Genomic DNA, 26,213 nt, shown 5'->3' on the forward strand with positions numbered 1-26,213 from the left:
TGCGGGTCTCGCCATAGATTGCCCCACATGGGACTAACGCGGTGAAAGGCTGCTTCATGACACGGTATTTTGCAATTGGTGCCTTTGCAATTCTCGTTCTGGTTTTGGGCGGGACAACGGCATTGATCTTGCAAGGGCGCTCGCCTTTGACATTGTTTCAACAACCAAGCGCGCTTGGCGGCGCGGGGCTTGTTCAAAACGAGGATGCCTATGCGCAATGCCGCTCAACCGTTATCGCGGGCGGGTCTGATACCATTGGCGGCCCGTTTGAATTGATCACCGAGGACGGCGCGTTGGTCACAAGTGAGTCGCTGATCACTGAGCCAACCTTGCTTTATTTTGGCTACACGTTTTGTCCTGATGTTTGCCCGCTGGACACGGTGCGCAATGCAGAAGTCGTGGATATTCTTGCCGCACGCGGTGAAGCCGTCTTGCCTGTTTTCATTTCAATTGATCCCAAGCGCGACACGCCCGAAAGGTTGCGCGAATTTACCGAAAACATCCACCCTGATATGATCGGCCTGACGGGGAGTGACGCACAAGTTGCCGCTGCAAGCCGTGCTTATCGCACCTATTACAACAGCCATGATGATGGGAGCGATCCATATTATTTGGTGGATCATTCGACTTTTACCTATTTGGTGTTGCCTGATGCAGGGTTTGTCGAATTCTTCCGCCGCGATACCGCCCCTGCAGAGATGGCAGATGCGGTGCAGTGTTTCCTCGATGCAAGCAGCTAAACCTTTGCTTGCAAATCACTTTGCGTGGGTCATGGACATCGTGCATTTGACCCGCGCAGATTTTCTCCCTAATTAAGCTATACAGACCAATTTTGGCCGCCAGAGCCTTGGGCAGACTGGCTCCATGGGAGGAACGCCAATGTCGCAAGAGCGCAGTTTACGGGATATCGGGCCTGATAAGTCACTTCTCTTGGTGGATGATGACGAGCCGTTTCTGCGCCGATTGCAGCGCGCCATGGAAAAGCGTGGGTTTGAGGTTGAAGCCGCTGAAACTGTGACAGCAGGGAAAGCAATCGCGATGGCCCGCCCGCCTGCTTATGCGGTTGTCGATTTGCGGCTTGAAGATGGCAATGGCTTGGATGTTGTGGAAGCGCTCCGCGCGAAACGGCCCGATGCGCGGATTGTTGTTTTGACGGGTTATGGCGCGATTGCAACTGCGGTCGCTGCTGTAAAGATTGGCGCGACTGATTATTTGTCGAAACCAGCGGATGCAAATGACATCACCGCCGCGCTTTTGGCCAGTGATGATGATCTCCCCCCACCGCCCGAAAACCCGATGAGTGCTGACCGCGTGCGTTGGGAACATATTCAACGCGTTTATGAGCTCTGTGATCGCAATGTGTCCGAGACGGCACGGCGCTTGAATATGCATCGCCGCACGTTGCAACGGATTTTGGCGAAGCGCAGCCCGAAGTAAGCCTTAAATCCGCGCGATGAGCGCGTTGTGCCGTGCGGTGAAATCTGCGCGCACCTCTGCGGGCGGGCGCAGCGCAAGGGTGATTTGCGACAGAAGCTTGGCTTCGGGCCTGCCAAAAAATTGATCTGCTTCGGTTTCTGAAAAGCCCGCGATTTGCACGGCCTCGATCCACGCGCTGATGCGATCCGCTTGTTTGATCCGTGTTTTGACCGTTTTGGGCAATTCGGCAGGCAGGCCAAATCGCAGATGAATTGCAGCGGTTAAGCGTGCATCCAATTCCGCATATCCAGGCCCCACGGCGGATTTAACGGGGCTGATCATATCGCCAATCACATATTCGGGCGCATCGTGCAAAAGCGCAGCCAGATTCCATTTCAAGGGGCCGTTGGGATGTTGCAGGTCGTAAATCTGTTCAACCAACAGCGAATGCTCAGCCACGGAATAAGGATAATCGCCGCGCGTTTGACCGTTCCAACGCGCTACGAATGCGAGGCCATGGGCGATGTCCTCGATCTCGATATCAACGGGTGTGGGGTCAAGCAGGTCTAGCCTTCGACCCGATAACATTCGTTGCCAAGCACGGATGGGTGTTGAGCGCGGCATAGGTTCTTTTGTCCTTCACGTTTTACGAAACCATATAGCCCTTCGCTTCAGATGCAACGCATCCCACGCGAATGGACGCAGTGCCATTGCCGTGGGGCCGCAAGGCTGCTATGGCCACGCCAACTTAGAGACATGATTATCCGCCCTCAAGGAGGCTGCACTCGTGAACGATTACATCGTCAAAGATATCGCCCTTGCCGATTATGGCCGCAAAGAATTGGACATTGCTGAAACGGAAATGCCAGGCCTGATGGCATTGCGTGCGGAATATGGCGCCGAAAAGCCCCTCAAAGGCGCGCGCATTGTCGGTTCTTTGCATATGACCATTCAGACTGCCGTTCTGATTGAAACATTGGCGGCTTTGGGTGCCGATGTGCGTTGGGCCAGCTGCAATATCTTCTCCACCCAAGATCACGCGGCCGCCGCGATTGCCAAGGCCGGCATTCCTGTTTTCGCCATCAAAGGCCAAACCTTGGAAGAGCATTGGGATTATCTTGATAAATCCTTCCTCTTTGCCGATGGCCCCAACATGATCTTGGACGATGGCGGTGATGCGACCCTTTACGTTCTTTTGGGCGCGCGTGCTGAAGCGGGCGAGGACATCATCCCCGTCCCGCAATCCGAAGAAGAAGAAGTGATCAAAGCGCAGATCAAAAAGCGCATGGGGCAAAGCCCGGGCTGGTTCACCAAAGTGCGCGACCAGATCAAGGGCGTGTCTGAGGAAACCACCACAGGCGTCAACCGCCTTTATCAATTGGTGCGTGAGGGTCAGTTGCCCTTCCCCGCGATCAACGTCAATGACAGCGTCACCAAGTCGAAATTCGACAATAAATACGGTTGCAAGGAATCGCTCGTTGACGGCATCCGCCGCGCGACTGACACAATGATGGCAGGTAAGGTTGCTGTCGTCTGTGGTTACGGCGATGTGGGCAAAGGTTCCGCCGCGAGTTTGCGCGGCGCGGGCGCGCGCGTCAAAGTCACGGAGGTTGATCCGATTTGCGCGCTGCAGGCGGCCATGGACGGGTTCGAAGTGGTGCTTTTGGAAGATGTGGTCGCAAGCGCGGATATCTTCATCACCACCACGGGCAATAAGGACGTCATCCGCATCGAACATATGCGCGAGATGAAGGATATGGCCATCGTGGGCAATATCGGCCATTTCGACAATGAGATCCAAGTTGCGGCTTTGAAAAACCACAAATGGACGAATATCAAAGAGCAGGTGGATATGATCGAAATGCCCTCGGGCAGCCGCATCATTCTTTTGTCTGAAGGCCGCTTGTTGAACCTTGGCAATGCCACAGGCCACCCCTCTTTCGTGATGTCTGCCTCTTTCACCAATCAGGTGCTTGCGCAGATTGAACTGTGGAAGAATGGCGGGAATTATAAGAACGAGGTTTACATTCTGCCCAAGCATTTGGACGAGAAAGTGGCCCGTCTGCATTTGGATCGGATTGGCGTGAAGCTGACCAAGCTGGATAAATCCCAAGCGGATTATATCGGTGTTCAGCCTGAAGGCCCATTCAAGCCAGAGCATTACCGCTACTGACGCGCGACCCTGCGCGATATGGCTGAAAAGATTGAAAGATCGGGCAAAAATGCTCGATCTTTTATTTTTAGGTTTATTTTTTATCCGTGACTTGCCTGTCTACCCTTAGCCCGATGGGATTACCCTTCGGGCCAATGTGTCTTTAGGGGGAGTTTGTGATGGGCAAACGTGATGATTTAATCGCCACATATGCGGGCGATTTGAAAAACAAATGCGGCATGGATGCGGATATGGATCTTCTGACCAAGGTGACGATTGGTCTAGGGCCGTCCATTTATAATGCAGATGCCTCAACAGTGGCAGGCAGCCAACCGTCCGAATTGGAAACGGTGAAGAATAATTTTCTGATCAAGAAACTGGGTCTGGCCGATGGCCCTCAGTTGATGGATGCGATCAATAGCGTCATCGAAACCTATGGTCGCTCAGAGCGGAACAAATACCGCGCGGTGATCTATTACATGTTGGTCAAGCATTTTGGCAAAGAAAGCGTCTATCGCTGACCCTGACCGCTTTATCAGTCAAACAGGCCCCCAACTGCCACGGCGGTGTTGGGGGCCTTCTTATGTGATCGATAAAATTCGACGTGCTTTTTCTTTGATTGCTCGCAGGGGGTTATGTTATCCACACCCTGCCTGATCAGTATGGCGGGCCCTCATTCGAACACGTGCGGAGCGAGAAGAGCGCGTGGGTGGCGGAGGGTTCCGATCTGATCGGGGCCCTCCTTCTTTATTCCAGCCCACCCATTTTACAGATGATATCCCAGGCTTCTGGTGTCACGGGTTGCACCGAGAGGCGCGATTGGCGCAGCAAGGCCATTTCTGCAAGACGAGGCTCGGCCTTAACCATTTCCAAACTCACAGGGCGGGGCATGGGGCGGAGGGCTTTGATATCCACGCAGTCCCAACGCGGGTCGTCCGTGGTGCTGTCGGGGTGGCTTGTGGCGATGACTTCGACAAGGCCCACCACGGCCTTTTCGGTCTGAGAATGATAGAAAAACCCCTGATCCCCGATTTCCATTTGCCGCATGAAGTTACGCGCCTGATAATTGCGCACGCCGTTCCATTCCTCTCCCTGATCCCCGCGGGCAGATTGCTGCGCCCAACTCCACGTGTCGGGTTCGGATTTGAACAGCCAATACGCCATCAGCCGATGACCTTTTTCCATGCTTCGATACGGGTTTTCGCAAAAAGCCCTGCTTTTGCGTAAGGATCATTCGTGGCCCAAGCTTCGGCGTCTGCGCGGGTTTCGACCTCGATAATGACGAGCGATCCGATCATCTTGCCTGCCTCATCCAAAAGTGGGCCTGCCATTTCAACCACGCCTGTCTCGGCGATATAGGCCAAATGGGCCTCGCGGTTATCAAGGCGGGTTTGTAGGGCTTCGGCCTTGTCTGTGCACATCAACGCGTAACGCATTTTCTTTACTCCATGGTCAAAGGGCGCGCCAAAAGCGCCTCTGTTATTTCGTCAAACTCTACTTCACCTGCGCTGAGCCTCGCCACGGCATCGACAAGGGGTGTGTCAATTTCAGCCCGCGCGGCCAAGCCCCGCGCGGTCGCAACCCCCTCTACTGTGCTGTCCTCCGACCAAGCTGTGCCTTGGGTTAGGGACATGCCAAAGCGCATATTGCGCGATTTTTCCGAAGTGCAGGTCAGGATCAAGTCGCCAAGTCCCGACAGTCCTGAAAGCGTGTCATCCATCGCGCCAAACCCGCGTGCGATCCTGCGCATTTCGGCAAACCCGCGGGCCATAAAGGCGGCGCGCGCGCTCTCGCCCAAGCCCCGCCCCATGACTGCACCTGCCCCAATGGCGATTACATTCTTAAGGGCGCCCCCCATCTCTGCCCCGATAACATCGGTGCTTCCGTAAAGGCGCAGATTGGGCGTGGATAGCGCCTTTTGCAGCGTAGTCACGGCGGTCGCATCCTGACACGCCAAGGTCAGGGCGGTTGGTAGGCCGCGCGCGATATCGACCGCGAAACTGGGACCCGTGAGCTGTGCCGCGACTTTGTCTGGAAATCGCGCGCTCAGCAGTGATGCAGGGCCAAGACCCGTGGTCAAATCAATCCCCTTCGCGCAGGAAACAAGATGACCCGCGCGCGGCCTATAGCCATCTAAAAATGACCCAAGCTTTTGCGTGGGAATGGCCAGTAGCAAAATATCGCTTCTTAGCGCGTCTAAATCATCCGTGACCTCTACTTGGTTAGGCAAGCGGATATCGGGCAGACGTTTCGCATTTTCGCGGGATTGGCGCATGTTTTCGGCACCCTCGCGGGCCCAAAGGCGCACGGGCCGACCCGCACGGGCCAATGCTATGGCAAGGCTTGTGCCAAAGGCGCCTGCGCCTGCGATATCAATCATGCCTTCGCCCCCTTTTTTCCTGAGCCAAGCATGGCATGGGCGCTTTGATCCAAGGGCCAGCGTGGGCGGGCGGATAATGTCATATCATCCCGCGCCCCTTCGAGATAGCGTTCTAGCCCCGCCATAGCGATCATAGCAGCATTGTCTGTGCATAGGGCCAATGGTGGCGCGACAAATGGCGTATTGGCCTCATCCGAGACAGCCTCAAGCGCCTTGCGCAGGGTTTGATTTGCGGCCACCCCACCCGCCACAGCAAATCCTGTGATCCCATCTGCCAAGGCCAAGGCGCGGCGTGATTTCTCGGCCAAAACATCACGCATTGCAGCTTGGAAACTGGCACAAATATCCGCGCGGTCTTGTTCAAAAAGCCCATCTTGGGCGGCAACCAATTGATCACGTTGGCGCAGCACGGCCGTTTTTAGGCCTGAAAATGACATATCGCAGCCCTCGCGATCCAAGAGCGGACGGGGAAGTGAAAATCGGCGGGCATCCCCAGATTGTGCCGCCTTTTCCACTGATGGCCCGCCAGGTTGGGGCAATCCCATGATCCGTGCAACCTTATCGAAGGCCTCGCCTGGGGCATCGTCAATTGTGCCCCCGAGGCGCGTGAAATCGTCAGGGCCTTTGACATGTAAAAACTGGCAATGCCCCCCTGAAACCAAGAGCATCAGATAGGGGTAACGCATCCCATCTGTCAGGCGTGGGGTCAGGGCATGGCCTGCCAAATGATTAACCCCAATCAAGGGTTTGCCGAGACCATAAGCCAATCCTTTGGCGGCCATGACGCCTGACAAAACGCCCCCAATGAGACCAGGGCCCGCAGTGACCGCGATGGCGTCTATATCGGCTAAGGGGATATCTGCCTGCGCCAAGGACTCTTCGACCATGTGATCCAATTTTTCAGCATGGGCGCGCGCGGCCAGTTCAGGAACCACGCCACCAAATTCGGCGTGCAGGGATGTTTGACCTGCCACAACAGATGACAGAAGAACAAGATCCCCCGAAGCCTCGCGGCGCAGCACCGCAGCGGCCGTATCATCGCAGCTCGATTCCAGCCCCAAGATGGTTAGTCTTTGCCCTGCGGTCATGCCCCGTGGATCCTTCGCCCATTGCAGACCAAAGATATCTGCGATGGAAGCCAATTGTAAGCGCCTCGCAAGGCAGGTATCATTGCAGGCTATGGCTGACAATGCTTGCCCTTTGATCCTTCTGACCCGTTCTGCTGCGCAATCGCAGCGGTTTGCTGATGAGATGACGGCGGCTTTGGGGCAGCGGCCCGCGCTTTCGATCCATCCCCTGATGACGATGTCTGTGATCCCCGTGGATGTGGATATCTCGCGCTATGATGCGGTCGTGTTCACCTCGGAAAACGGGGTTTCTGCCTTTGCTGAATTGTCAAAGGAACCTGACGCGGCTTTGGGGGTCACAGCCTATTGTGTTGGGCAAAAAACCGCGCAAGCGGCGCGGGCTTTGGGTTTCGTGGCGCGATCTGCTGAGGGTGATGTTACTGATCTTTCAGCGTTGATCTTGGCGGATCTGCCGCGCTCGGCGCGGGTGCTCCATCTGCATGGGCGCCACCAAGCGGGCGATCTGTGCGCGACATTGCAAGCCGCAGGCCAGACGGCTGATCACTTGGCGATATACGCGCAGGTTGCACTGGCCCCTGATGCTGAATTTACCTCACTTTTTCAAAGCGATAGATCGATTGTTGTCCCGCTGTTTTCACCCCGCTCTGCAGCTTTGTTTTTTGCGGCCTTGCCAGAAAACAGGGGCGCGGACTTGCGGCTTGTTGCGATCAGTGCAGCAACCGCTGATGCCATCCCTGCCGCGTTTCAGGCGCAGGTATCTGTGGCACAATCCCCTAATGCAGGCGCGATGATTGATGCGCTAGCGAGATATCTTCGCTAAAGGCGCGATCGGGTGGCCTGCAAGGCTTGAGCGCATGGGATGGCTGCTCTAAGCTGCTGGAAAACGCTGTCAATGTAACTGGACAGCATGATTCTGACGGGTAAGAGGTCTGTATGGCGGAAAAAAAATCAACATCTTCGCAGGCTTCCACAGGGTCGCGTTCAAAACGAACACCATCACAGGCGCGCAAATCGACCTCAGCGAAGGCGACACCCAAAGCGGCTGTAAAGACCACGGCAAAACCTGCGCCGAAAGCGGCAACCAAGCCCGCAACGGATGCTGTGCCAAGCCAATCCGAAACAGCGCCTGCTGCCACGACTTTACCAAAGCCACGCAATTCGGTCTGGCCGATGGTTTTAGGGGGTGGTCTTGCTGCCGGGCTTGGCTTCGCTGCGGCCAGTCTTCTGCCAAGCGCGGAGCCCTCCAATGATATTGCCGCGCGTCTCTCTGCCATTGAAGCAACACAGGATGAACTGCGCGCAGGCCTCGCGGACCAAGGGGCTGCCACAGTCGATCTTGCACCGCTTGAGGCGGATTTGGCCGATCTTCGTGCGGATCTTGATGCAGTCTCGGTGCCGCAGGTTGATTTGACCCCAATCACCACCAAGCTTGATGGGCTTGACGCCGATCTTGCGGCGCAAGCCAACGCGCTCTCCGATCTGCAATCGCGCATTGCCACGCTTGAAGCCCGCCCCGAAGGTGTAGATGTTTCACTTTTGGGGGCAAATGGTGTCGCGTTGGATCAGCAGATTGCCACATTGCAGGCCCTAGTAGACAGCCAACGGGGCGCGCTTGAGGCCGTTTCACAAGATGCTGAAACCGAACTCGCCTCATTGCGTGAGACGATCACCAATGAAGTGGCGCGCCTGCAGGCCAGCAGCGCGATTGTGCGCCTGACATTGGCGATGGAAAGCGGTGCGCCGTTTGCAGCGGCGCTATCTGATGCGGAGGCAGGATCAGGCATCTCCGCCCCCGCCCTGTTGCACACTGCGGCCGAGACGGGACTGGTGCGCCTGTCGCAGCTCCGCACGGAATTTGCGCCCTTGGCGCGTGATGCGCTGCCAATTGCCTTGCGCGAAACAGCAGGCGATACACTAAGCGCGCGCGTCGGGGCGTTCCTGCAAGGCCAAATTGGCGGTCGGTCGCTCAGCCCGCGTGACGGGGATGATCCAGATGCAATCTTGTCCCGTGCCCAAGGGGCCGTTGATCAAGGCGATTTGTCTTTGGCTTTGGCCGAACTTTCGGCCCTGCCTGCCCCTGCCCAAGCCGTATTTTCGGATTGGGTCGCTCAGGTTGAGGCGCGTCTCTCTGTGACTGAGGCCTTCGAAACCTATCGCGCCGCAATCGGTCAAGCGGGTTAAGGGGGGCGATGTGATGTTGTGGTCCATGCTCAAGGCGCTGATTTTCGTAGCCGCCACCGCCCTTTTGGCGATTGGGGCCACCTATTTGCTCGAGATCGGTGATGTGGCGCTGATCACGGTGGCAGGGCGCGAATTTGTTCTGACACCTTTTGTGTCGGTGTTGTTGGCGCTGGCCGCTTTGGTTCTGGTGTGGGTTTTGATGCGCCTCACAGGGCTGGTCGTGGCGGGTATTCGTTTCCTCAATGGCGATGAAACTGCATTGACCCGTTATTTCAATCGCCGCAGCGAAAAACGCGGGTTTGAGGCATTGTCGGACTCGATCCTCGCCCTTGCCGCGGGTGAAGGGCATTTGGCCATCCGTAAGGCAGAGCGCGCAGCCAAGCTGCTGGCGCGGCCAGAGGTGACGAATTTATTGATTGCCCAAGGGGCGGAAATGGCGGGCGACAAGGCCCGCGCGACCGAAGCATTCAAAGCCTTGGTTCAAGATGAGCGCACCCGTTTTGTCGGTGTTCGGGGCTTGTTGCAGCAGAAATTGGCCGCAGGTGACACCGACACGGCGTTGAAACTCGCTGAAAAGGCCCTCGCCCTGCGGCCCAAAAATGCGGATATGCAGGACACCTTGCTGCGTCTTCAGGCGCAATATGAAGATTGGGCAGGGGCACGGGCCACATTGAATGCAAAACTGCGGTCAGGCACTTTGCCGCGCGATGTGCATAAGCGCCGTGACGCTGTCTTGGCCCTTGCCGATGCGCGTGAGGCTTTGGCAGATGGCCAAATTGCCCGCGCGACAGAGCTGGCAAAATCCGCCAATCGCCAATCTCCTAGCCTTGTGCCCGCCGCAGTGATGGCGGCGCGCATGTCGATTGCCGAGGGTAAGGCAAAGCAGGCCGCATCGGTGATCCAAAAAGCATGGGGTCTTGCGCCGCACCCTGATCTAGCCGCAGCTTTTGCCGAAATCGTTCCCGAAGAAACGCCAGAGGCGCGGATCAAACGCTTCCGTCCTTTGTTAAAGCAGCGTCAAGGCCACCGCGAGGCACGCCTTTTGGAGGCGGAATTGCAAATCGCCGCGAAGGAATTTGGCGAGGCCCGCAAGGCCCTTGGCAGTTTGGCACAGGATGAGCCAGATGCGCGCAGCCTGACTGTTATGGCCGCAATTGAGCGCGGCGAAGGCGGTGAAGATCGTCTGGTGCGGGCTTGGCTTGCAAAAGCAGTTACAGCATCGCGTGGGCCGCAATGGCTGTGCGAGGCCTGTGGTCATGTTCACGCTGAATGGCGCCCAACCTGCACCCATTGTGATGGGTTCGATACGTTGCATTGGGCGGTGCCACCGCAAAGTGAGGCCGCGCTCCAAGGGCCTGAACAAATGCTGCCTTTGATCGTGGGTGCCTTAGATGCCCCAAGCCCCGCTGCGGTGAAAACGCCTGAAACAGTTGCGACCCCGCAGCAGTCAGCCCCATCAGAGCCTGTGGTCGAGCCCGTATCGGGCGAGGATACGTTAACTTTGGGCCCTGAATTCCGGATTGATGATGAGGAGGACGCCAGTAAGGGCGCAGACGCGGTGCAGGCCGCCCGTGGCGTAAATTAAACACGGATCACATTAGGTCTACACAAGCGCGCACAACCTTGCTAAGAGCGCGCCCGTGGCCGCTGTAGCTCAGCTGGTAGAGCACGTCATTCGTAATGATGGGGTCGGGGGTTCGAGTCCCTTCAGCGGCACCACTCCAAGCCAAAAAATCTATATTTAACAAATTACTATGTAATCTTCACGGGCTAGGATCTACCCTTTTATTTACTTTTTTCGAGAGCGTTCCGCCCGTGGCTTTGTGCTCTACATCTTTGCGGATACCGCTCAACCAATGTTGCTACCTTAAGTGGCAATTGGGAGCTCTGGACGTATTTTTCTGGAATTGAGGCGGTCTCACGAATTAAATCGTCTTGGCGTCTATTTTCACAAATTTGAAATGATAGCGTTAACTAAGTTTAACATTGAATTGGCACTTGGCCCCTGACCGAAGGACAGGGGATTTTTTTTCTGTCCTCGGATCATCGATCGCTTCAGTGCCTGACGCACTGATACTTTCATGCTGTGGGGGCAGGGCTGTGTTTAGTCCTAGCAAATAGGCGCATGCCTGCAGCGTTTCTGTTGGAGAAAAACAAATGAAACGTCTAATTTTGTCTGCTGCAACTGGTTTGGCGATGATGTCGACTGCCGCTGTTGCGCAAACTGAGATCACATTCTGGCACGCCATGGGTGGCGCTCTGGGTGAAACCGTCAACCAAATTGCTGAGGATTTTAATGCAAGTCAGAGCGATTATGTGATCACCCCTGTTTTCAAGGGCACATACGAAGAAACGCTAACAGCAGGTATCGCAGCATTCCGTGCGGGCGAACAGCCAAATATCCTTCAGGTGTTTGACGCAGGTGCAGCGACTGTGATCGCAGCGCAGGGCGCAACCGTTCCCGTTCAGGATTTGATGGAAGCCAATGGTGTGAACTTCGATATCGAAGATTACATCTCGGGTGTGCGGTATTTCTATGCGGACAGCGATGGCAAGATGATCGGGATGCCGTTCAACTCCTCCTCGCCTATCATGTATTACAATGTTCAAGCCTTGGAGGCAGCAGGCGTCACCCCACCTGTCACTTGGGAAGAATTTCAAGATGTGACCGCACCAGCGCTGGTTGAAGCGGGTTACATTCCTTTGGCCCAATCTCACCTGCCTTGGATTTTTACTGAGAATTTCTTCTCACGTCACAACCTGCCCTTCGCGACCAACAACAATGGTTATGATGGTATCGACACCCAGATCCTTGTGAACAACCCAGCAATTCGCGCACATTTCACTGCTCTGACTGACTGGCAAGAGCGCGGGTTCTTTGAATGGTATGGCACAGGTTGGGGCGATAACCAGACCCCATTCGAAGAGGGTAAGGTTGCGATTTGGCTTGGCTCTTCGGGGTCTTTCGGTGGCCTTTCGCAGCTTGATTTGCCATTTGATTTCTCGGCAGGTTTCTTGCCTTATTGGGAAGCTGTTACTACGGCGCCGACCCAGACCTTTATTGGTGGCGCGTCTTTGTTTGCAATGGCAGGCAAATCTGATGCCGAAAATGCGGCAACTGCAGCTTTCTTCGAGTATCTGACCTCGCCTGAGGTGCAGTATATGTGGCACCGCGAGACGGGTTATGTGCCAATCACCACTGCAGCCTACGACATGGCGAAAGCAGATGGCCATTACGATCGCTTCCCTGCAGCTGAGGTTGGCATTCAGCAGCTTTCTTTGCCATCGGGCGATAACACACGCGGCTACCGTATGGGCTTTTATGTTCAGATCCGTGATGTGATGAACCGTGAATATGGCCGCATCCTGACGGGCGAAACTTCTGTAGAAGATGCGTTCAACGCAATTGAGACTGAAGCAAACGAACTTCTATCTCGTTTTGCGCAGACACAGGGTTAATTCCTGACATTCCTCGGGACGGGCGCATTTTTGATGCGCCCGTTTCCCATTCGTGAGGTCATTTTATGAAACGCGCACTTTTTTCAAATATCTGGCTGCCCGTTGCATTATTGCTGCCACAATTGGCCATTATCGCGGTGTTCTTCTATTGGCCTGCAGGATACGCGGTGCAGTCATCCTTTTACCTACAAGACCCCTTTGGATTTGGCTCTAGTTTCGTAGGCTTGGGCAATTATCAAAGCCTCTTTCGCAACAGCGAATATTTGAAAATTGCAAATTTCACAGTTTGGTTTACGGCGATTGTGACCTTCTTTTCACTCGCCATTGCGTTGGTCTTAGCGGTCAAAGCTGATCGCGTGATCCGTGGCGCAAAGACCTATCGCACGCTGTTGATGTGGGTCTATGCCGTGGCACCGCCCGTTGCGGGCTTCATCGCGGTGATCATGTTCAACCAAAGCTGGGGGCCACTGACCGAATTTTTCGCTCTCTTTGGCTATCGATTTCAGGTCGGTGTGAATTTCAATGACACCGCCTTCGCAATGATCCTGACCTCAATTTGGAAGCAGGTTCCTGTCAATTTCATCTTTTTCCTCTCAGGTTTGCAATCCATTCCACGTTCTGTGCGGGAGGCGGCTTTGATTGATAATCGGTCTGCTTCAGGGCGGTTTTGGACAGTCACATTCCCACTGTTGGCACCGACTGGTTTTTTCCTGCTGATCATCAACATAACCTACGCTTTATTCGATACGTTTGGGATCGTGGACACGGTTGTGAAGGGTGAGCCAGGCAACAATCCAATGACCCTCGTTTACAAGGTCTATGTCGATGGCTTCCGTGGCAATGATTTAGGTGGCTCATCCGCACAGTCGGTTGTGTTGATGGCCCTCGTTCTCGCGCTGACCTTCGTGCAATTTCGCTTGGTCGAGCGGCGCATTCATTACACCTGAGGGCGGATCAATGAAATTCTCACAAACACCCCTTAAGCGCATCCGTATCAGCACGGTCATGGATCATCTTGTTTTGATTTTAGGTGCGCTGTTCATGTTGGTGCCGATGCTGATGGTTTTGCAGTTGTCCAGTGTGCCTGATGTGGAGATCATCCAACGCGGTCCAAGCCTGCATATCGGGGATCAATTAGACGATAATTTTATCAAAGCCATGTTCGAGGCATCTGGTTTTTCGGGGGAAAACACAGGGCTTTCGATGTTGATGAACTCGTTCATCCTCGGAATAGGATTTGCGATTGGCAAGATTGTTTTGGGGATGATGGCCGCCTATGCAATTGTCTATTTCCGCCTTCGGTTTGCAACCTTGGCTTTTTGGGCGATTTTTACCACGCTGCTTTTGCCACTCGAGGTGCGAATCTTACCGTCCTATGAGATCGTGCAATCTTTGGGGATGCTAAACACTTATCAAGGTTTGATTGTTCCCTTGATCGCATCTGCCACGGCCACATTTTTCTTTCGGCAATTCTTTATGTCGGTTCCTGAAGAACTGGTTGAGGCCGCGCGTATTGACGGGGCGGGGCCCGTGAAATTCTTTGTCGATATCCTCGTGCCGCTGTCGCGAACAATGATTGCGGCAATGTTTATCATCATGTTCGTCTACGGGTGGAACCAATATCTCTGGCCCACCATGATCACCACCGATGAGGATATGTATACGCTGGTTCGGGGGATCAAGCAGATCATCCAAGTCTTTGAAGGCACGAATTTGCCCGAATATGGGCGTGGCAATCTCTTGGCAATGATTGCAGTGATCCCGCCTGTTTTGATCGTAGTGTTTTTCCAAAGCTGGTTCGTCAAAGGCCTGACTGAAAGCGATAAATAAGGGAATAAAAGAATGGCTCATGTCCATTTTGAAGCAGTTCAGAAAATTTACGCCAATGGGTTTGAGGCAGTCAAACCTGCAAGCTTTACAATCACTGATGGTGAATTTGTGGTTTTGGTTGGCCCGTCTGGATGTGGCAAATCAACAATGCTGCGGATGATTGCAGGTCTTGAAGAAATCTCAAGCGGTGTGCTGCGCATCGCGGATCGCGTTGTAAATGATATTGATCCTGCAGATCGTGACATTGCGATGGTTTTCCAAAACTATGCGCTCTATCCGCATATGACTGTGCGCAATAATATCGGCTACGGCCTCAAAAACCGAGCAGTGCCGCGTGATGTGATCGCAAAAAAAGTAGATGAGGCAGCAAGCATGCTGAACCTCACCGAGTATTTGGATCGCAAGCCAAGCCAACTGTCAGGTGGCCAGCGTCAGCGCGTTGCAATGGGACGCGCGATTGTGCGTGACCCCGCGCTGTTCCTGTTCGATGAACCTTTGTCAAACCTCGATGCTAAATTGCGCAATCAAATGCGCATCGAGATTAAGGCCCTACAACGCCGCCTTGGCGTGACGTCTGTCTATGTGACCCATGATCAAGTCGAGGCTATGACAATGGCTGATCGTATAATCGTCATGAACGGTGGTGTTATCGAACAAATTGGCACGCCTGCTGAGATTTACAAAAACCCTGCCTCTACCTTTGTTGCGTCCTTCATGGGGGCGCCGCCCATGAACCTGTTGCAGGTGACGCGCGAAGGGACAGGCCTGCGTCTCGCTGATCAGGTTTTGAACATTGCCGCAACTGACATTGATGAAACAGTGACCTTGGGCATCCGTCCCGAGGACATCGTGCCAGACCCAAATGGATCTTTGTCGATCCATGTGGACATAATTGAAGAACTAGGCGCGCATCGCTTGCTGCATGGGCGCTTGGATGAACAACCCATCACGGTTCATGTGCCAAAAGACCATGATGTCATGACGGGGGTATCGCGCTTTTCGATGCCACTCCATGCGGTGTCTTTGTTTGACGCAAAATCGGGGCTGAGACTGTCATGATGATTGTGTCAGAATTGCCCATTATCGAGGAGCAAATGCGCACCCGTATTCTGCGTGCGCCCAAGACGCGGCAGGCCCATATCGAGTTGCTGAGCCAAATTGAGGTGATGAATTCTGTCGAACTCGGCGGGATTGCGGCATCCTCAAAGTTACCTGCGCAAATATCGGTTGTTGCATGGAACCTTGAGCGTTGTTTGTTCCCCGAACAATCAGCCGCCCATCTTGCGCCTTTTGCTCCTGACTTGGTTCTGCTCTCAGAGATGGATTGTGGTATGGCCCGCACCGCGCAGCGCCATACAACCGCCGAAATGGCAAAAGAAATGGGCATGGCCTACGCCTATGGGGTTGAATTCTTCGAAATGGGATTGGGCGGTGAAACTGAGCTGCCCTATTGCGAGGATACCGAAAACGCGCGCGGATGGCATGGAAAACGCCATTTTATCACGTGCGCCTATGACACGGGTCGCCATGCTGCGCCTTGACAGTCATGGTCATTGGTTTGTCACAGGCCCAAATGTTGATCCAAACCAACCGCGCGTTGGGGGGCGTATGGCGCTTCTAGCTGTGATTGAAACCGATGCAGGCCCGATTTGTGCTGTCTCCACCCATTTGGAAAGCAATGCAGATGGTAAGCATCGAATGGCGCAATTCGCGCATCTCTTGGATGCGATTGATGATTTTGCGCCTGATCTGCCTGTGGTGATTGGTGGGGATTTGAACACAGGTAATCACATGCCACCCGACTTTGCGTGGCAGCGGGAAGGATTGTTCGATCTTGCGCGGTCGCAAGGCTATTCATGGGATATCAACCCAGAAGGGGACACCACGCGCCCAAGTTTGCTGACCCCCCATCCGACAAGAAAAATGAAGCTCGATTGGTTTGCTTTGCGTGGCATGCGGGGCGAGGGCGGACGCATCATTCCATCCGTTACACAAGAGGGCGATGTTTTGTCAGATCACGATGCCATTTGGTGCAGAGTGCATCCCTATGCGAGCAAAGGAGCGCAGTCATGACGCTTTCCACGATTGGTGTGGCCGTAACCCGTGACGGCTTCGATCACTTGAAGGATTGGATTTGTAGCGAAGATCGTCCCATTGAAATTCAAGACTTCGTTGCGCCTGATCTTATTGCGGGGGATTGTTCTGCAATTATAGCACATTACAAAAGCGCGCTTTCAGAGCATAAGGGGCATCGTGGGATCCATGGCCCATTTTTTGGTTTGGATTTGGCAAATCCAGATTACGATATGAGAAAACTGGTGCAGCAGCGGCTTTTGAAAGGCTTAGAGATCGCTGAGGCCCTGTCGGCAAAACATATGGTTGTTCACAGCCCGTTTTCTTATTGGGATTTGCTCAATCGTTATAATTACCCAAATTCCATTCCATCCATGAATGCAGCAGCAGCAGACTGTCTTGCTGGCATCTTGCCGCGCGCAGCAGATATTGGGTGTGATCTTGTCATCGAGAATATTGAAGACACAGACCCGACCATGCGTGTAGCGCTTGTTCAGGAAATCGGGCATCCGAACCTAAAGGTGTCAATTGACACAGGACACGCCGATTTGGCGCATGGTCAATTTACTGCGCCGCCTGTGGTCGATTTTATAGCCGCAGCGGCAGGTTATTTGGGTCATGTTCATCTTCAAGATGCAGATGGTTACTCAGATCGCCATTGGCACCCTGGACAGGGACGGCTGAATTGGCAGCCTCTTTTACAAGCGATTGATGCCCTTGATGAAACCCCTCATCTAATCATTGAAGTGCGTGATGATATGGCCCGCATTCCTCATACCGCACGTTGGCTGGGCGACCTTGCTAGGTCAAGTCTGCTAACCCCACCAACCCTGTCAATTAAGTAGTTGGCCAGGTTGGCAGGGTTGGCAAGTATCTTCAGGACGTTGCCATCAACGCGTCACGCTGATCTTTCTCGACCAATCCTCGCTCAATTAGCTTGGCGACCGCCCGAGAGACCGATCCTTTATCTGTGTCCAGGGCGTCAACGATTGCCTTTTGCATGCATCTTGGATGCTGCTTGATGAAGGCGTGGCATTTCCCTTCAGCGGCGCCACTTTTTGGCAAATTATCACGAAATATCAGTATATTGGCCAGATGGCCAATATACATGTCTTCCCCATTTACACCGCTATTGGATGCTCAGCATGCCGCTTCTGTGCTTTTGGGTGCTGGCTGGCGCTTTCGTGCCGTTATTCGACCCGTGCCCATTCGCCACCATTGCGGCAGATCAGGCCGCCTAAGACGCAGCCGTTAACAGTGATCTGGTTCGTGGCCAATTCAAGCCGCGACATATATTCTTTATCACGATCAGGCGCGTAGATGCGTCCCTCATAGGCGCCATTGGCCGCAGGGGTTAGATCCCAGACAATCATGGTGCCAATCGTGTCGGGCGTAATGGCTTGGCCTGCGCTGTTTTCGGCGCGCTCCAATCTTCCGCAATAGGCCGCATCGCAGGCGCTAATTCGGATATAGCCAACATCGCCATGATCATCGGGCGCGGTGCGCCACAGCCCCTCGATCGGGTCAGCCGAAGCTGCGCCTGTGGCCAAAAGAAAGATCATTGTCGCTTGTTTAAGATATTTCATGTTGGGAAGTCTCCTAAGGCTAAAGGTGGGGCTCTGCGCGCGTCATACGCTGCCCATTCCGATAAAGAGTTGGCGGTTTGTATCTACGATCTCACGCCGGCCATGCATCACGCGGGTGTTGTCCAAGACGGCGATATCGCCATCTTGCCAGTTGATCTCGTGGGTATGCGTCTCAGCCAATTCAGCCAATTGGCCAATTTCCTCTGCGCTGACCACATCATCTGCTGCGAAGTAATAGCGCGGGGGGGCATAGTTGTGAGATGGGCCAAGCACCGCATTGGCAAAGCCCTGACCCCCAGACAGGTTTGAGGGGCGCACTGGCGATACGGTCAGGCGGTAAGTCATCCCGCCATCTTCCAAGAGGTCAAAATCTTGGTTTGGAATAAAGGTGCGGAATTCCTCAATATGACGGTCGGTCACTTCGTCAGGGCTGGAAATCGCGGGATGCTCGTTAGCAAGATAGCGTTTCCAAAGAGCCTCAGGCAAATAGCGTTCAACCACCATCGGTTGTTGCCAACGGGCTTTTTGATCCTGGGTCATGCCTTCAAACACGGCGCGCCCGTCACAAATTGTTGTTTGCGAGCCTTCAAAGGCGGCGATTGGGCTGTAGAAGGCAACAATATCTGGGCAAACAGGTGTGTTGCCGTTTTCCGTATGCAGACCGATAGGCCCCGTGCCTGCATCAACCTTTTGCGTGTTTTTGTCGCCATACTCGCGGGCGGGGTCAAACGTGATCTTCTTGCACAAGGCGGTCGTGAGGGCACTGAATTTGGACATATCAGCGGCAAACCCGCGGAGAATGACCCACCCGTCACGGGTGAGATCTTCGCGCAGCTGTGTCAGAACAGCTGGGTCGGTGAGGGTTTGCGCCTCGGCTGTGGGGCGGATGATATTATAGCTCATGGATCATACCTTTTCGTTTTCTGACGGCACATAGGGCAAGGGATGCGTGGGGATCCGTTTGGACTGCTTGATAAGGGCGTTATCCACCACCGTGGGAATGAGCGCATTGAGCCCTGCAAAAATCCGTTCAGCCATGCCTGGGTAAACAGTGCTGCGCCGTTTGGTGATGCCGCGCCATGCTTTGCGCGCGACTTGTTCGGGACTATCTAATTTCATCTCAAAGGGTGCGATGAGGTGGTCAAATTGCGATTGCGCTGGTGTCCGTGTGGCGCGCGGCGCGATATAGCTGACGGTGATGGAATATTCCTCTAATTCGCGGCGAAGTGCATCGGACAGGCCGCGCAAGGCAAATTTGCTTGCGGAATAGCTTGTGAAATAAGGAAAAGCGATCATCCCAAACATTGAGCCGATATTGGCGATATGCCCTTTACGGCGCGCCAAGGCAGGGATCAGATCGCGCGTGAGCAAAATCGGTGCGATTAGGTTTGTCTCCATCACGCGCGCAATGTCGTGATCTTGTTGATCGGTGATCCGTCCTACGCTGAGACAACCTGCATTGTTGATCAGCAGATCCAACCCATCCCCGATTGCATCACAGATACGAAGGCGATCTTCGGAACGGGTGATGTCTGCATCGACCACAACTACGGAAACGCCCGTGATCTGTGCCGCTGTTTCCTCAAGTGCAGAAAGACGGCGACCAACCAAAACCAAATCGTAGCCTGCTCGCCCCGCTTCGAGGGCAAGGGCGCGGCCAATGCCAGAACCTGCGCCTGTGATGACAGCCAAGGGTGGATGGGACGACATTAAGCATATTCCTTTGCTGGGTAGGTGAGGGGAAATTTCGGGGCGGTTTTCGACAATTCGGACAGCATATTGCGGGCAATGCCGCCGCCTGCTTTCAATAGATTTGGCAGATTGGCAGGAACCATGATCACCGAATTTGGGCGGGCGTAACTTGGCAATGCTGCGAGATGGGTTGCGATATGCTCTGGGGTGATGTTCCCGCGCAAAGCGGCAAGAATTTCCAACTCGCCTTGTGGGGTCTGCCATAAACCTGCTGCAACAATGCGCGGATCCGCACCAAGGCAGGCTTCGACCCATTCGGGGTTTATATTGCGGCCCGCCGGGGTGACGATCAGCCAGTCCTTGCGGCCCTCGATGATAAGATACCCATCTTCAATGCGCCCCAAATCGCCTGTGCGCCATGGGGATTCAGCGGCAGGGGCGCCAAGATAGCCCTCCATAACGCTTGGGCCAGAGACTACGATTTCACCGTTATCAATCCAAGCGTTCACGCCTGATAGGATTTTTCCAACTGTGCCGTGACGCGAAGCACCCACGCAGTTCATCGCCACGACCGAGCCGCATTCTGACAGGCCGTAACCTTCGTAGACGGGAAGTCCGAGATCGGCAGCCTGTTCGAGCAATGAGGGGGACGTATGCGCCCCCCCGACTGCGACAAAGCGAAAGCTGTCGGGCGCTTTGATGCCTTTGGATTTCAGATGTGCCACGATGACCGATAGCAGAGCAGGCACAAGAATGGTTGTGCTGGGTTTGCTGTTTATCATCGCCGTGATCACGGGCTGTGGATCGCCGCCCGACAGGGCTGCGAGCGCTGCTGCGCAAAATTCAATGCGCGCGCCACATAAGAGCGGCACATAAAGACCCGCGATTTGCTCCAAAAGCTGCGCCATTGGCAAAAGTGAAAGATGCACATCCCGTGCATCAGGCGCGATCGCATCGCGTAGCCCTGTGATCACGGTTTGCATTTGTGTTTCGCCGATAACCACACCTTTAGGCGTCCCTGAAGAGCCTGAGGTGAAAATGATCCGCTTCGCACCCGCGATTGGCTCAAAATCTTCCAGATCATCATGTGCGGCAGGTGGCGCGGGTAGGGTAATCTGGGGAAGGTCAGGCTGGTCTTGTCCAATAACCGCGGTCAGGCCTGCGGCTTGGATGATATGCGCTTTTTGCGTGGTGGAAAAAAACGGGGGCAGATGCACGCTGCAATGACCGCACGCGGTTAGCGCCAGATCTGCCAATGCAGCCTCTAGTGGATCAGATGTGGCAATGCCAATCACCTGTTGTGGCCCCTGCAAATGGGGGCGGCAGGCGGCAAGGAAACCCTGCAAAGCGCCATAGGTAATTGTCCGCGCCCCTTGGCCAAGTGCGATGGCCTCAGGCCTTTGTCTGGCCGTGGTGGCGATGGCTGCAAAGACTGACGCGACCATTACACAGCCCTCGCCGTGGTCAGGTCGTGACCCGCGACTTGGGCAGGATCACGGAACGCGCAGACCCAAGGGTCTTGCTCATAATAGCAGCCCCATTGGGACGCATGCGGCACGCAGGTAGCTTCGGCTTTGCTCAGCAGGATCGGGGTGATTTTGGCGCGCGACAAAAGTCGCCTAATCTGGCGGGTGGCCGTGAATATACCCCAGCCAATCTGCTGTGACTGACCCCATTGGAACACTGTGCGCAAGGTTGGGTAAATGGCAAAAGGTGACCGACAGGCAAGCCCCCCGACCTCTAGGACATCGTGCGGTTGAACATTGCATCCCGTTTGCAGGCTCAGGCGTTCATGAATGGGTTGATCAAGATAATGCTGTGAAAAGAACCCTTCGTCATGGGTGCGAATGCCCGCTGCACAGGTGATTTGGTTGGCATCGGCCATGGTTAAAACCAAGCGCGGCGGTCGAAAGGATATCTCTGCGCCAAATGCCGCGCGATAGCTGTCACGCATATGCACCAGTCCAGACTCATAAAGCGGCGCAGTGCGGATATTATTTTGTTCAATCAGAAGTGTATTCACGAGATGGCCTCCATCTGGCCGAAAGACCCAAAGCTTGAGTCGCCTCGTGTAGATTTGCGGCTTAGGCCTGCCGTGGGCTATTGGACTATGGTTATGTTTTGATCCAAACTTTGAATTTATAACTTCGGTTTACGGCGGCCTGAAAGTGATATGGCCCATATCTTCGCTGCCCCCAATCCAAAGCCCCAGTTGGACGGGTCGCAAGGCGGCGTTAGATATTGCCTTCATCGCTTGACGCGGATCTTGATTGAGTGGCGGCGGTTACAGGGTGGGGCGATTGTCCTTCCACGGATTGACGCTGTGATAGGCATTGGCAAGCGCCAGAAGCTGCGCGTCTGATCCTTTTGGCCCGATGATTTGAATGCCCGCGGGAAGGCCTGTTTCACCAAAACCAGCTGGCAGGGTTAGGGCGGGTAAGCCGCCAAGGCTTGCGGGTGTGACGACCGCCATCCAGTGGTGATAGGTATCCATTGCGCGCCCATTGATCGCCTCGGGATAGCGTAGCTCTGCCGCAAAGGGCCATGTCTGCGTTGCGGGGAGGGCTAGGAAATCAACAGTTTCAAAGCTGCGCGCAGCGGCCCGTAGCCAGTCAGATCGATCCGCACTTGCGGCGAGAATATCGGCAGGGGTTAGAGACTGACCTCCCTCAATCTCCCAAATCGCTTCGGGTTTTAGCAGGTCGCGTTGGAGAGGATTGGACGCATAGCCCCCCAATTTTCCCAAGATTGCAAAATGCCGAAGCCTGCACCATGAGGCCCAAATCTTCTCGAATGGGAAAGGTGGTTTGTCTGGCGCAACTGTGGCACCTGCTTCGGACAGAATTGCCAAAGAGGCCTCGAGATGGGTGATCAGGCTAGGCTCCAAAGCTAAGGCCCCACCCCAATCGCCAAGCCATGCAATTTTGGCGCCAGAGAAATGCGGCGGGTTTTGAAAGTCACATTTGGGCCAATGATACGGCACGCGCGGATCAGGCCCTGCGAGTACACTTAACAAAAGCGCCAAATCTTGCGGGTTGCGTGCCATTGGCCCATCGGTAGACAAGGGATGCATGACCATTTCGCCTTGGGGTTCGGCGGGCACCAGACCATGCGTGGGCCTTAGGCTATATAGATTATTCCATGCGGCCGGATTGCGCAGGCTGCCCATCATGTCTGATCCATCAGCAAGACTGACCAAACCCGCCGCCAAAGCCGCACCTGCGCCGCCCGATGACCCGCCTGCCGATTTTTCTAAATCATACGGGTTTTTGGTTGTGCCGTAGATGGGATTAAAGCTGTGCGATCCTAAACCGAACTCAGGCACATTCGTCTTGCCGATTAAAATCGCACCAGCGGCCCTGAGGCGCGCTGCAAGAAGGTCGTCTTTGCTTGGCACGAAATCTTTGAAAATTGGTGATCCCCAGCTGCTTGTGATCCCTTTGGTGGCAACCAAATCTTTCACAGCAAAAGGCAGGCCATGCAGTGGCCCTTTTAGAGGGGCCGCGTCCATGGCGCGGGCTTCGTCCATCAAGGCAGCTTCATCACGGAGCGCCACGATGGCATTGATCTTGGGATTGATCGCCGCGATGCGCGCCAAGCTTTCTTCCATCAGCGTGCTTGGAGAAAGACTGCCTTTGGCGATTTCATCCATCAATTCATGGGCGGGGCGATAAGCTGTCGTCATGATCCATCTCGCAAAATGTGGTTGCCCCATAAAGACCGAAGCCTGCGCTGTTGTGAAGATATAGCAAATCTCAGAAATTTTTGGCTTTTTGCACAAGTTGACACGCACCTGTCACAAAGACGCGCCATCTGAGACGAAGTTTGATGGCGGATCAGCGGGGCGACTATGGGCGGCACCTCAACAGCGCCAATGCCAAAACGGGTTTTAATCATTTCGGACGCATGGGGCGGCCAGATCAATGGCGTGGTGCGCACTTACCAAAATATCATCGCTGCGCTTGAAGCGCGCAATGTGGATGTTCGGGTCATTGGCCCAGAAGATTTTCGGCGGATCGCGCTGCCGTTTTACAAAGAGATTGAACTGGCAATCTTACCCGCGCGCCCTTTGCGCCGATTGATTGAAGACTATGCGCCAGATGCAATCCATATCGCGGTTGAAGGCCCACTGGGTTGGGCAGCTTGGCGCTATTGCACAGCGCGCGGCATTCCATTCACCACGGCCTTCCACACCGATTTTGCCCGATATATTGCGCTGCGCGTTCCCAAATTTTTGAGCAGTTTCGCTGAGCGGAGTGTCATGGCCGTTTTGCGCAAATTTCACAATGCCTCGACCTGCGTATTTGTTGCGACTGCGCGGATTGAGCAGCAGTTGCGAGATAGCGGGTTTACCGCGCCGATGGTGCGGCTGTTGCGTGGTGTGGATTATGATCTGTTCTATCCCGCCCCCCTTCCAAAGCGCGCCGAGCTTCCAAGGCTTCTCTATGTGGGGCGCGTATCGAAAGAGAAGAATATCGAAGCTTTCCTCAATCTTCCCATTGCAGCGGAAAAAATCGTTGTGGGAGATGGCCCGCTTTTGCCACATCTCCGCAAAGCCTATGGCAGCGTGCGGTTTACAGGCAGCTTAACAGGGCGCGCTTTGGCCGATGCCTATCGGGATGCGGATGTTTTCGTATTTCCTTCGCGCACTGACACGTTTGGAATTGTTTTGATTGAGGCTTTGGCCTCAGGCCTGCCAATTGCGGCTTTTGATGAACCAGGCCCATCGGACATTATGGGTCACGATCCGACCCTTGGGGCGATCAGTGACACTGATCTTGCGGATGCTGTGCGCCGCGCTCTTGCTGCCAAAGGTAGCCCGCAAGAACGGCATGAAAAAACCAAGGCGCGCTATTCATGGCCCGAAGTGGCCGATGTGTTCCACAAGAACCTTGTCTGCGAGAGCCATGGCTGATCCGCGCCCTCAGCCAATCAAGATCAGAAGCTTATTTCTCTCTGATCTGCATATGGGCCACAAGGCGGCTGATCTTGCGGCCGTTCGGCGGCTCTTGGCGCGCTATGAATTCCGCAACCTGTTTTTGGTTGGCGATGTGATTGATGGCTGGAAATTAGAAAAGCGGTGGTTCTGGAATGAGGATTGTCAGAACGTGTTGGGCGAGATACTGCGCCTGCGCCGCGATGAACGTGTGCGCGTGACGGTCATCACGGGCAATCATGACGAAAAGTTGCGCGAGATTTTACCCACGGTTCTCCGACCATTGATTTTGCGAAAATTCGGGCTTCGGATTGAGGAGCGGGTGATCCATTTGGCGGCTGATGGGCGGCGGTATTTGGTCATGCATGGCGATCAATTTGACAATCGTCTGGTCAAAGGGTCGTCTAAATCCTTGGATAATCTTTGGTCTTGGTTGACTGAGAAAGGCTATGTTCAGCCCATCAACCCGCGCTGCGTCTCAGAGGTGGCCAGCCGCAAGAAACGATGGTCTTTGCGCAAATCCATTGAAGGGGGGATGCCGCTTTTGGGTCAGTCCTTCAAACGGCTCGCGCTTGAGCGCGCTGCGCGTGACGGGTTGGACGGCATCATTTGCGGCCACAGTCATATGCCTGAATTGAGCCAAGCCGGCGGGGGTGTGTTCGCCAATTGTGGCTCATGGGTGCGCCGTGACGGGCCGCATCACGCGATTGCCGAACATGAGAATGGCCAGCTTGAGTTGATTGAAACAGCGCCAACAGGGGACACGCAGTCAGATTTGCCCCGCCGCAATGATGTGCTTGGCGCGACTGTGGAAACCTATATCCGAAAACTATGGCATGACCGCCGCGTGGGCTAATTACGCGCCATTTAGGGTCACGATGCGCCGCGTGGCGGCCTCATATCCGTCAAGCCCAAGCCCTGCGATCACGCCTTCGGCACGCCCAGAGACATAGGAATGATGGCGAAACGCTTCGCGTTTATGAACATTCGATATATGCACCTCAATCACTGGTCCCTCATAGGCACAAAGTGCATCATAAATTGCGATTGAGGTATGGGTATAGGCGCCTGGATTGATGACAATACCACAAGCGGCTTCGCGCGCCTCATGGATCCAGTCAATGAGTTGGCCTTCGTGATTTGATTGGCGCAAAGAGAGGTCAAACCCTTCGGGAAGCAGCGCCTTACACCGCCGTTCAACATCTTCAAGGGTTTCATGCCCGTAAATATGCGGCTCTCGCTTGCCCAAGAGATTAAGGTTTGGGCCATTGAGAATGTAAATCATCCGCGCCATCGTTATGCCATCCTATATGAGCAGATTGTTCTTTTGCGCAGTTAACCACGGCTTTGGGGGAAGTGCAAAAGCCGTTTACCCGATCCTAAAGTTTCTCGCATTACGCTATGGGCTCGTGAGGCTTTA

27 protein-coding genes, 1 tRNA gene and 1 pseudogene are annotated in these 26,213 nt (G+C 54.5%); 16 read left to right on the forward strand and 13 right to left on the reverse strand.

Going from position 1 to position 26,213, the window contains the following annotated elements; genetic code table 11:
• Positions 1-56: 56 nt before the first annotated feature.
• Together I3V23_09825 and I3V23_09830 are read left to right on the forward strand one after the other, a co-directional pair.
• Positions 57-740 (forward strand): SCO family protein, encoded by a 684-nt coding sequence (locus I3V23_09825; GenBank protein QPI84875.1) that lies wholly within the window; start codon positions 57-59, stop codon positions 738-740.
• 139 nt (positions 741-879) lie between these two features.
• Positions 880-1,437, forward strand: a complete 558-nt coding sequence (locus tag I3V23_09830; GenBank protein QPI84876.1) for an ActR/PrrA/RegA family redox response regulator transcription factor — start codon at positions 880-882, stop codon at positions 1,435-1,437.
• Between the two features lie 3 nt (positions 1,438-1,440).
• Here I3V23_09830 and I3V23_09835 read toward each other — a convergent pair whose 3' ends face one another.
• The gene (locus I3V23_09835; protein QPI84877.1) at positions 1,441-2,040 is read right to left on the reverse strand and encodes an HD family hydrolase; all 600 of its coding nucleotides are present in this window, start codon (positions 2,038-2,040) and stop codon (positions 1,441-1,443) included.
• A gap of 163 nt (positions 2,041-2,203) precedes the next feature.
• Between I3V23_09835 and I3V23_09840 the strand changes: the two genes are divergently transcribed.
• Together I3V23_09840 and I3V23_09845 are read left to right on the forward strand one after the other, a co-directional pair.
• Positions 2,204-3,589, forward strand: a complete 1,386-nt coding sequence (locus I3V23_09840) for an adenosylhomocysteinase (GenBank protein QPI84878.1) — start codon at positions 2,204-2,206, stop codon at positions 3,587-3,589.
• A gap of 158 nt (positions 3,590-3,747) precedes the next feature.
• Entirely contained in the window at positions 3,748-4,089 is a 342-nt protein-coding gene (locus I3V23_09845) for a DUF2853 family protein (GenBank protein ID QPI84879.1), read from the forward strand.
• 226 nt (positions 4,090-4,315) lie between these two features.
• Here I3V23_09845 and I3V23_09850 read toward each other — a convergent pair whose 3' ends face one another.
• Genes I3V23_09850 through tsaD form a run of 4 tightly spaced genes read right to left on the reverse strand, consistent with a single transcriptional unit; the run spans position 4,316 to position 7,036 of the window.
• On the reverse strand, positions 4,316-4,732 hold the full coding sequence (locus tag I3V23_09850) for an EVE domain-containing protein (protein QPI84880.1): 417 nt from the start codon (positions 4,730-4,732) through the stop codon (positions 4,316-4,318).
• On the reverse strand, positions 4,732-5,004 hold the full coding sequence (locus I3V23_09855) for a YciI family protein (protein QPI84881.1): 273 nt from the start codon (positions 5,002-5,004) through the stop codon (positions 4,732-4,734). Before I3V23_09855 ends, I3V23_09850 begins: the two co-directional genes overlap by 1 nt.
• Before the next feature lie 5 nt (positions 5,005-5,009).
• Positions 5,010-5,948 carry an NAD(P)-dependent glycerol-3-phosphate dehydrogenase gene (locus tag I3V23_09860; GenBank protein QPI84882.1) on the reverse strand — a complete coding sequence of 313 codons (939 nt, stop codon included), beginning with the start codon at positions 5,946-5,948 and terminating at the stop codon, positions 5,010-5,012.
• Complete coding sequence (gene tsaD, locus I3V23_09865) at positions 5,945-7,036, reverse strand: tRNA (adenosine(37)-N6)-threonylcarbamoyltransferase complex transferase subunit TsaD (protein ID QPI86784.1); 1,092 nt, start codon at positions 7,034-7,036, stop codon at positions 5,945-5,947. The genes I3V23_09860 and tsaD overlap by 4 nt, the downstream gene beginning before the upstream one ends.
• Positions 7,037-7,127: 91 nt before the next feature.
• Here tsaD and I3V23_09870 point away from each other — a divergent pair, with 91 nt between their 5' ends.
• From I3V23_09870 to I3V23_09915, 10 genes and pseudogenes are all read left to right on the forward strand, one after another.
• Positions 7,128-7,856 carry a uroporphyrinogen-III synthase gene (locus I3V23_09870; protein QPI84883.1) on the forward strand — a complete coding sequence of 243 codons (729 nt, stop codon included), beginning with the start codon at positions 7,128-7,130 and terminating at the stop codon, positions 7,854-7,856.
• Positions 7,857-7,969: 113 nt separating this feature from the next.
• Positions 7,970-9,217, forward strand: a complete 1,248-nt coding sequence (locus I3V23_09875) for a hypothetical protein (GenBank protein ID QPI84884.1) — start codon at positions 7,970-7,972, stop codon at positions 9,215-9,217.
• A gap of 13 nt (positions 9,218-9,230) precedes the next feature.
• Complete coding sequence (locus I3V23_09880) at positions 9,231-10,802, forward strand: tetratricopeptide repeat protein (GenBank protein ID QPI84885.1); 1,572 nt, start codon at positions 9,231-9,233, stop codon at positions 10,800-10,802.
• Between the two features lie 58 nt (positions 10,803-10,860).
• Positions 10,861-10,936, forward strand: a tRNA-Thr gene (locus I3V23_09885).
• Between the two features lie 438 nt (positions 10,937-11,374).
• Positions 11,375-12,676 carry an extracellular solute-binding protein gene (locus I3V23_09890; protein QPI84886.1) on the forward strand — a complete coding sequence of 434 codons (1,302 nt, stop codon included), beginning with the start codon at positions 11,375-11,377 and terminating at the stop codon, positions 12,674-12,676.
• 65 nt (positions 12,677-12,741) lie between these two features.
• Positions 12,742-13,623 carry an ABC transporter permease subunit gene (locus I3V23_09895; GenBank protein ID QPI84887.1) on the forward strand — a complete coding sequence of 294 codons (882 nt, stop codon included), beginning with the start codon at positions 12,742-12,744 and terminating at the stop codon, positions 13,621-13,623.
• A gap of 10 nt (positions 13,624-13,633) precedes the next feature.
• On the forward strand, positions 13,634-14,506 hold the full coding sequence (locus I3V23_09900) for an ABC transporter permease subunit (GenBank protein ID QPI84888.1): 873 nt from the start codon (positions 13,634-13,636) through the stop codon (positions 14,504-14,506).
• Positions 14,507-14,518: 12 nt separating this feature from the next.
• On the forward strand, positions 14,519-15,565 hold the full coding sequence (gene ugpC, locus I3V23_09905; GenBank protein ID QPI84889.1) for a sn-glycerol-3-phosphate ABC transporter ATP-binding protein UgpC: 1,047 nt from the start codon (positions 14,519-14,521) through the stop codon (positions 15,563-15,565).
• A pseudogene (locus tag I3V23_09910) lies at positions 15,562-16,579 on the forward strand (endonuclease). Before ugpC ends, I3V23_09910 begins: the two are co-directional and overlap by 4 nt.
• The gene (locus I3V23_09915; GenBank protein ID QPI84890.1) at positions 16,576-17,424 is read left to right on the forward strand and encodes a sugar phosphate isomerase/epimerase; all 849 of its coding nucleotides are present in this window, start codon (positions 16,576-16,578) and stop codon (positions 17,422-17,424) included. Before I3V23_09910 ends, I3V23_09915 begins: the two are co-directional and overlap by 4 nt.
• Before the next feature lie 31 nt (positions 17,425-17,455).
• Here the strand turns inward: I3V23_09915 and I3V23_09920 are convergent, their stop codons facing one another.
• From I3V23_09920 to I3V23_09950, 7 genes are all read right to left on the reverse strand, one after another.
• Positions 17,456-17,689, reverse strand: a complete 234-nt coding sequence (locus I3V23_09920) for a MarR family transcriptional regulator (GenBank protein QPI84891.1) — start codon at positions 17,687-17,689, stop codon at positions 17,456-17,458.
• A gap of 80 nt (positions 17,690-17,769) precedes the next feature.
• Positions 17,770-18,165, reverse strand: coding sequence for a DUF2147 domain-containing protein (locus I3V23_09925; GenBank protein ID QPI84892.1), 396 nt, complete (start codon positions 18,163-18,165; stop codon positions 17,770-17,772).
• Between the two features lie 42 nt (positions 18,166-18,207).
• On the reverse strand, positions 18,208-19,068 hold the full coding sequence (locus tag I3V23_09930) for a TauD/TfdA family dioxygenase (GenBank protein ID QPI84893.1): 861 nt from the start codon (positions 19,066-19,068) through the stop codon (positions 18,208-18,210).
• A gap of 3 nt (positions 19,069-19,071) precedes the next feature.
• The gene (locus tag I3V23_09935) at positions 19,072-19,875 is read right to left on the reverse strand and encodes an SDR family NAD(P)-dependent oxidoreductase (GenBank protein ID QPI84894.1); all 804 of its coding nucleotides are present in this window, start codon (positions 19,873-19,875) and stop codon (positions 19,072-19,074) included.
• Positions 19,875-21,302, reverse strand: coding sequence for an AMP-binding protein (locus tag I3V23_09940; GenBank protein QPI84895.1), 1,428 nt, complete (start codon positions 21,300-21,302; stop codon positions 19,875-19,877). Before I3V23_09940 ends, I3V23_09935 begins: the two co-directional genes overlap by 1 nt.
• Positions 21,302-21,880 (reverse strand): thermostable hemolysin, encoded by a 579-nt coding sequence (locus I3V23_09945; protein ID QPI84896.1) that lies wholly within the window; start codon positions 21,878-21,880, stop codon positions 21,302-21,304. The genes I3V23_09940 and I3V23_09945 overlap by 1 nt, the downstream gene beginning before the upstream one ends.
• Before the next feature lie 261 nt (positions 21,881-22,141).
• Entirely contained in the window at positions 22,142-23,542 is a 1,401-nt protein-coding gene (locus I3V23_09950; GenBank protein QPI84897.1) for an amidase, read from the reverse strand.
• Positions 23,543-23,731: 189 nt separating this feature from the next.
• Here I3V23_09950 and I3V23_09955 point away from each other — a divergent pair, with 189 nt between their 5' ends.
• Together I3V23_09955 and I3V23_09960 are read left to right on the forward strand one after the other, a co-directional pair.
• Positions 23,732-24,772 carry a glycosyltransferase family 1 protein gene (locus tag I3V23_09955; GenBank protein QPI86785.1) on the forward strand — a complete coding sequence of 347 codons (1,041 nt, stop codon included), beginning with the start codon at positions 23,732-23,734 and terminating at the stop codon, positions 24,770-24,772.
• Complete coding sequence (locus tag I3V23_09960; protein ID QPI84898.1) at positions 24,765-25,649, forward strand: UDP-2,3-diacylglucosamine diphosphatase; 885 nt, start codon at positions 24,765-24,767, stop codon at positions 25,647-25,649. Before I3V23_09955 ends, I3V23_09960 begins: the two co-directional genes overlap by 8 nt.
• Here I3V23_09960 and aroQ read toward each other — a convergent pair whose 3' ends face one another.
• Complete coding sequence (gene aroQ / locus I3V23_09965) at positions 25,650-26,087, reverse strand: type II 3-dehydroquinate dehydratase (GenBank protein ID QPI84899.1); 438 nt, start codon at positions 26,085-26,087, stop codon at positions 25,650-25,652.
• Positions 26,088-26,213: the final 126 nt, after the last annotated feature.

It is taken from the genome of Rhodobacterales bacterium HKCCA1288 (genome assembly GCA_015693905.1).
Lineage (GTDB): Bacteria > Pseudomonadota > Alphaproteobacteria > Rhodobacterales > Rhodobacteraceae > M30B80.

Bases quoted from the DNA above. Each gene is read 5' to 3' on its own strand.
- I3V23_09825 (QPI84875.1), top strand. From the start codon at position 57: ATGACACGGTATTTTGCAATTGGTGCCTTTGCAATTCTCGTTCTGGTT.
- I3V23_09830 (QPI84876.1), top strand. From the start codon at position 880: ATGTCGCAAGAGCGCAGTTTACGGGATATCGGGCCTGATAAGTCACTT.
- I3V23_09835 (QPI84877.1), bottom strand. From the start codon at position 2,040: ATGCCGCGCTCAACACCCATCCGTGCTTGGCAACGAATGTTATCGGGT.
- I3V23_09845 (QPI84879.1), top strand. From the start codon at position 3,748: ATGGGCAAACGTGATGATTTAATCGCCACATATGCGGGCGATTTGAAA.
- I3V23_09850 (QPI84880.1), bottom strand. From the start codon at position 4,732: ATGGCGTATTGGCTGTTCAAATCCGAACCCGACACGTGGAGTTGGGCG.
- I3V23_09855 (QPI84881.1), bottom strand. From the start codon at position 5,004: ATGCGTTACGCGTTGATGTGCACAGACAAGGCCGAAGCCCTACAAACC.
- I3V23_09860 (QPI84882.1), bottom strand. From the start codon at position 5,948: ATGATTGATATCGCAGGCGCAGGCGCCTTTGGCACAAGCCTTGCCATA.
- tsaD (QPI86784.1), bottom strand. From the start codon at position 7,036: ATGACCGCAGGGCAAAGACTAACCATCTTGGGGCTGGAATCGAGCTGC.
- I3V23_09870 (QPI84883.1), top strand. From the start codon at position 7,128: ATGGCTGACAATGCTTGCCCTTTGATCCTTCTGACCCGTTCTGCTGCG.
- I3V23_09875 (QPI84884.1), top strand. From the start codon at position 7,970: ATGGCGGAAAAAAAATCAACATCTTCGCAGGCTTCCACAGGGTCGCGT.
- I3V23_09880 (QPI84885.1), top strand. From the start codon at position 9,231: ATGTTGTGGTCCATGCTCAAGGCGCTGATTTTCGTAGCCGCCACCGCC.
- I3V23_09890 (QPI84886.1), top strand. From the start codon at position 11,375: ATGAAACGTCTAATTTTGTCTGCTGCAACTGGTTTGGCGATGATGTCG.
- I3V23_09895 (QPI84887.1), top strand. From the start codon at position 12,742: ATGAAACGCGCACTTTTTTCAAATATCTGGCTGCCCGTTGCATTATTG.
- I3V23_09900 (QPI84888.1), top strand. From the start codon at position 13,634: ATGAAATTCTCACAAACACCCCTTAAGCGCATCCGTATCAGCACGGTC.
- ugpC (QPI84889.1), top strand. From the start codon at position 14,519: ATGGCTCATGTCCATTTTGAAGCAGTTCAGAAAATTTACGCCAATGGG.
- I3V23_09915 (QPI84890.1), top strand. From the start codon at position 16,576: ATGACGCTTTCCACGATTGGTGTGGCCGTAACCCGTGACGGCTTCGAT.
- I3V23_09920 (QPI84891.1), bottom strand. From the start codon at position 17,689: ATGTATATTGGCCATCTGGCCAATATACTGATATTTCGTGATAATTTG.
- I3V23_09925 (QPI84892.1), bottom strand. From the start codon at position 18,165: ATGAAATATCTTAAACAAGCGACAATGATCTTTCTTTTGGCCACAGGC.
- I3V23_09930 (QPI84893.1), bottom strand. From the start codon at position 19,068: ATGAGCTATAATATCATCCGCCCCACAGCCGAGGCGCAAACCCTCACC.
- I3V23_09935 (QPI84894.1), bottom strand. From the start codon at position 19,875: ATGTCGTCCCATCCACCCTTGGCTGTCATCACAGGCGCAGGTTCTGGC.
- I3V23_09940 (QPI84895.1), bottom strand. From the start codon at position 21,302: ATGGTCGCGTCAGTCTTTGCAGCCATCGCCACCACGGCCAGACAAAGG.
- I3V23_09950 (QPI84897.1), bottom strand. From the start codon at position 23,542: ATGACGACAGCTTATCGCCCCGCCCATGAATTGATGGATGAAATCGCC.
- I3V23_09955 (QPI86785.1), top strand. From the start codon at position 23,732: ATGCCAAAACGGGTTTTAATCATTTCGGACGCATGGGGCGGCCAGATC.
- I3V23_09960 (QPI84898.1), top strand. From the start codon at position 24,765: ATGGCTGATCCGCGCCCTCAGCCAATCAAGATCAGAAGCTTATTTCTC.
- aroQ (QPI84899.1), bottom strand. From the start codon at position 26,087: ATGGCGCGGATGATTTACATTCTCAATGGCCCAAACCTTAATCTCTTG.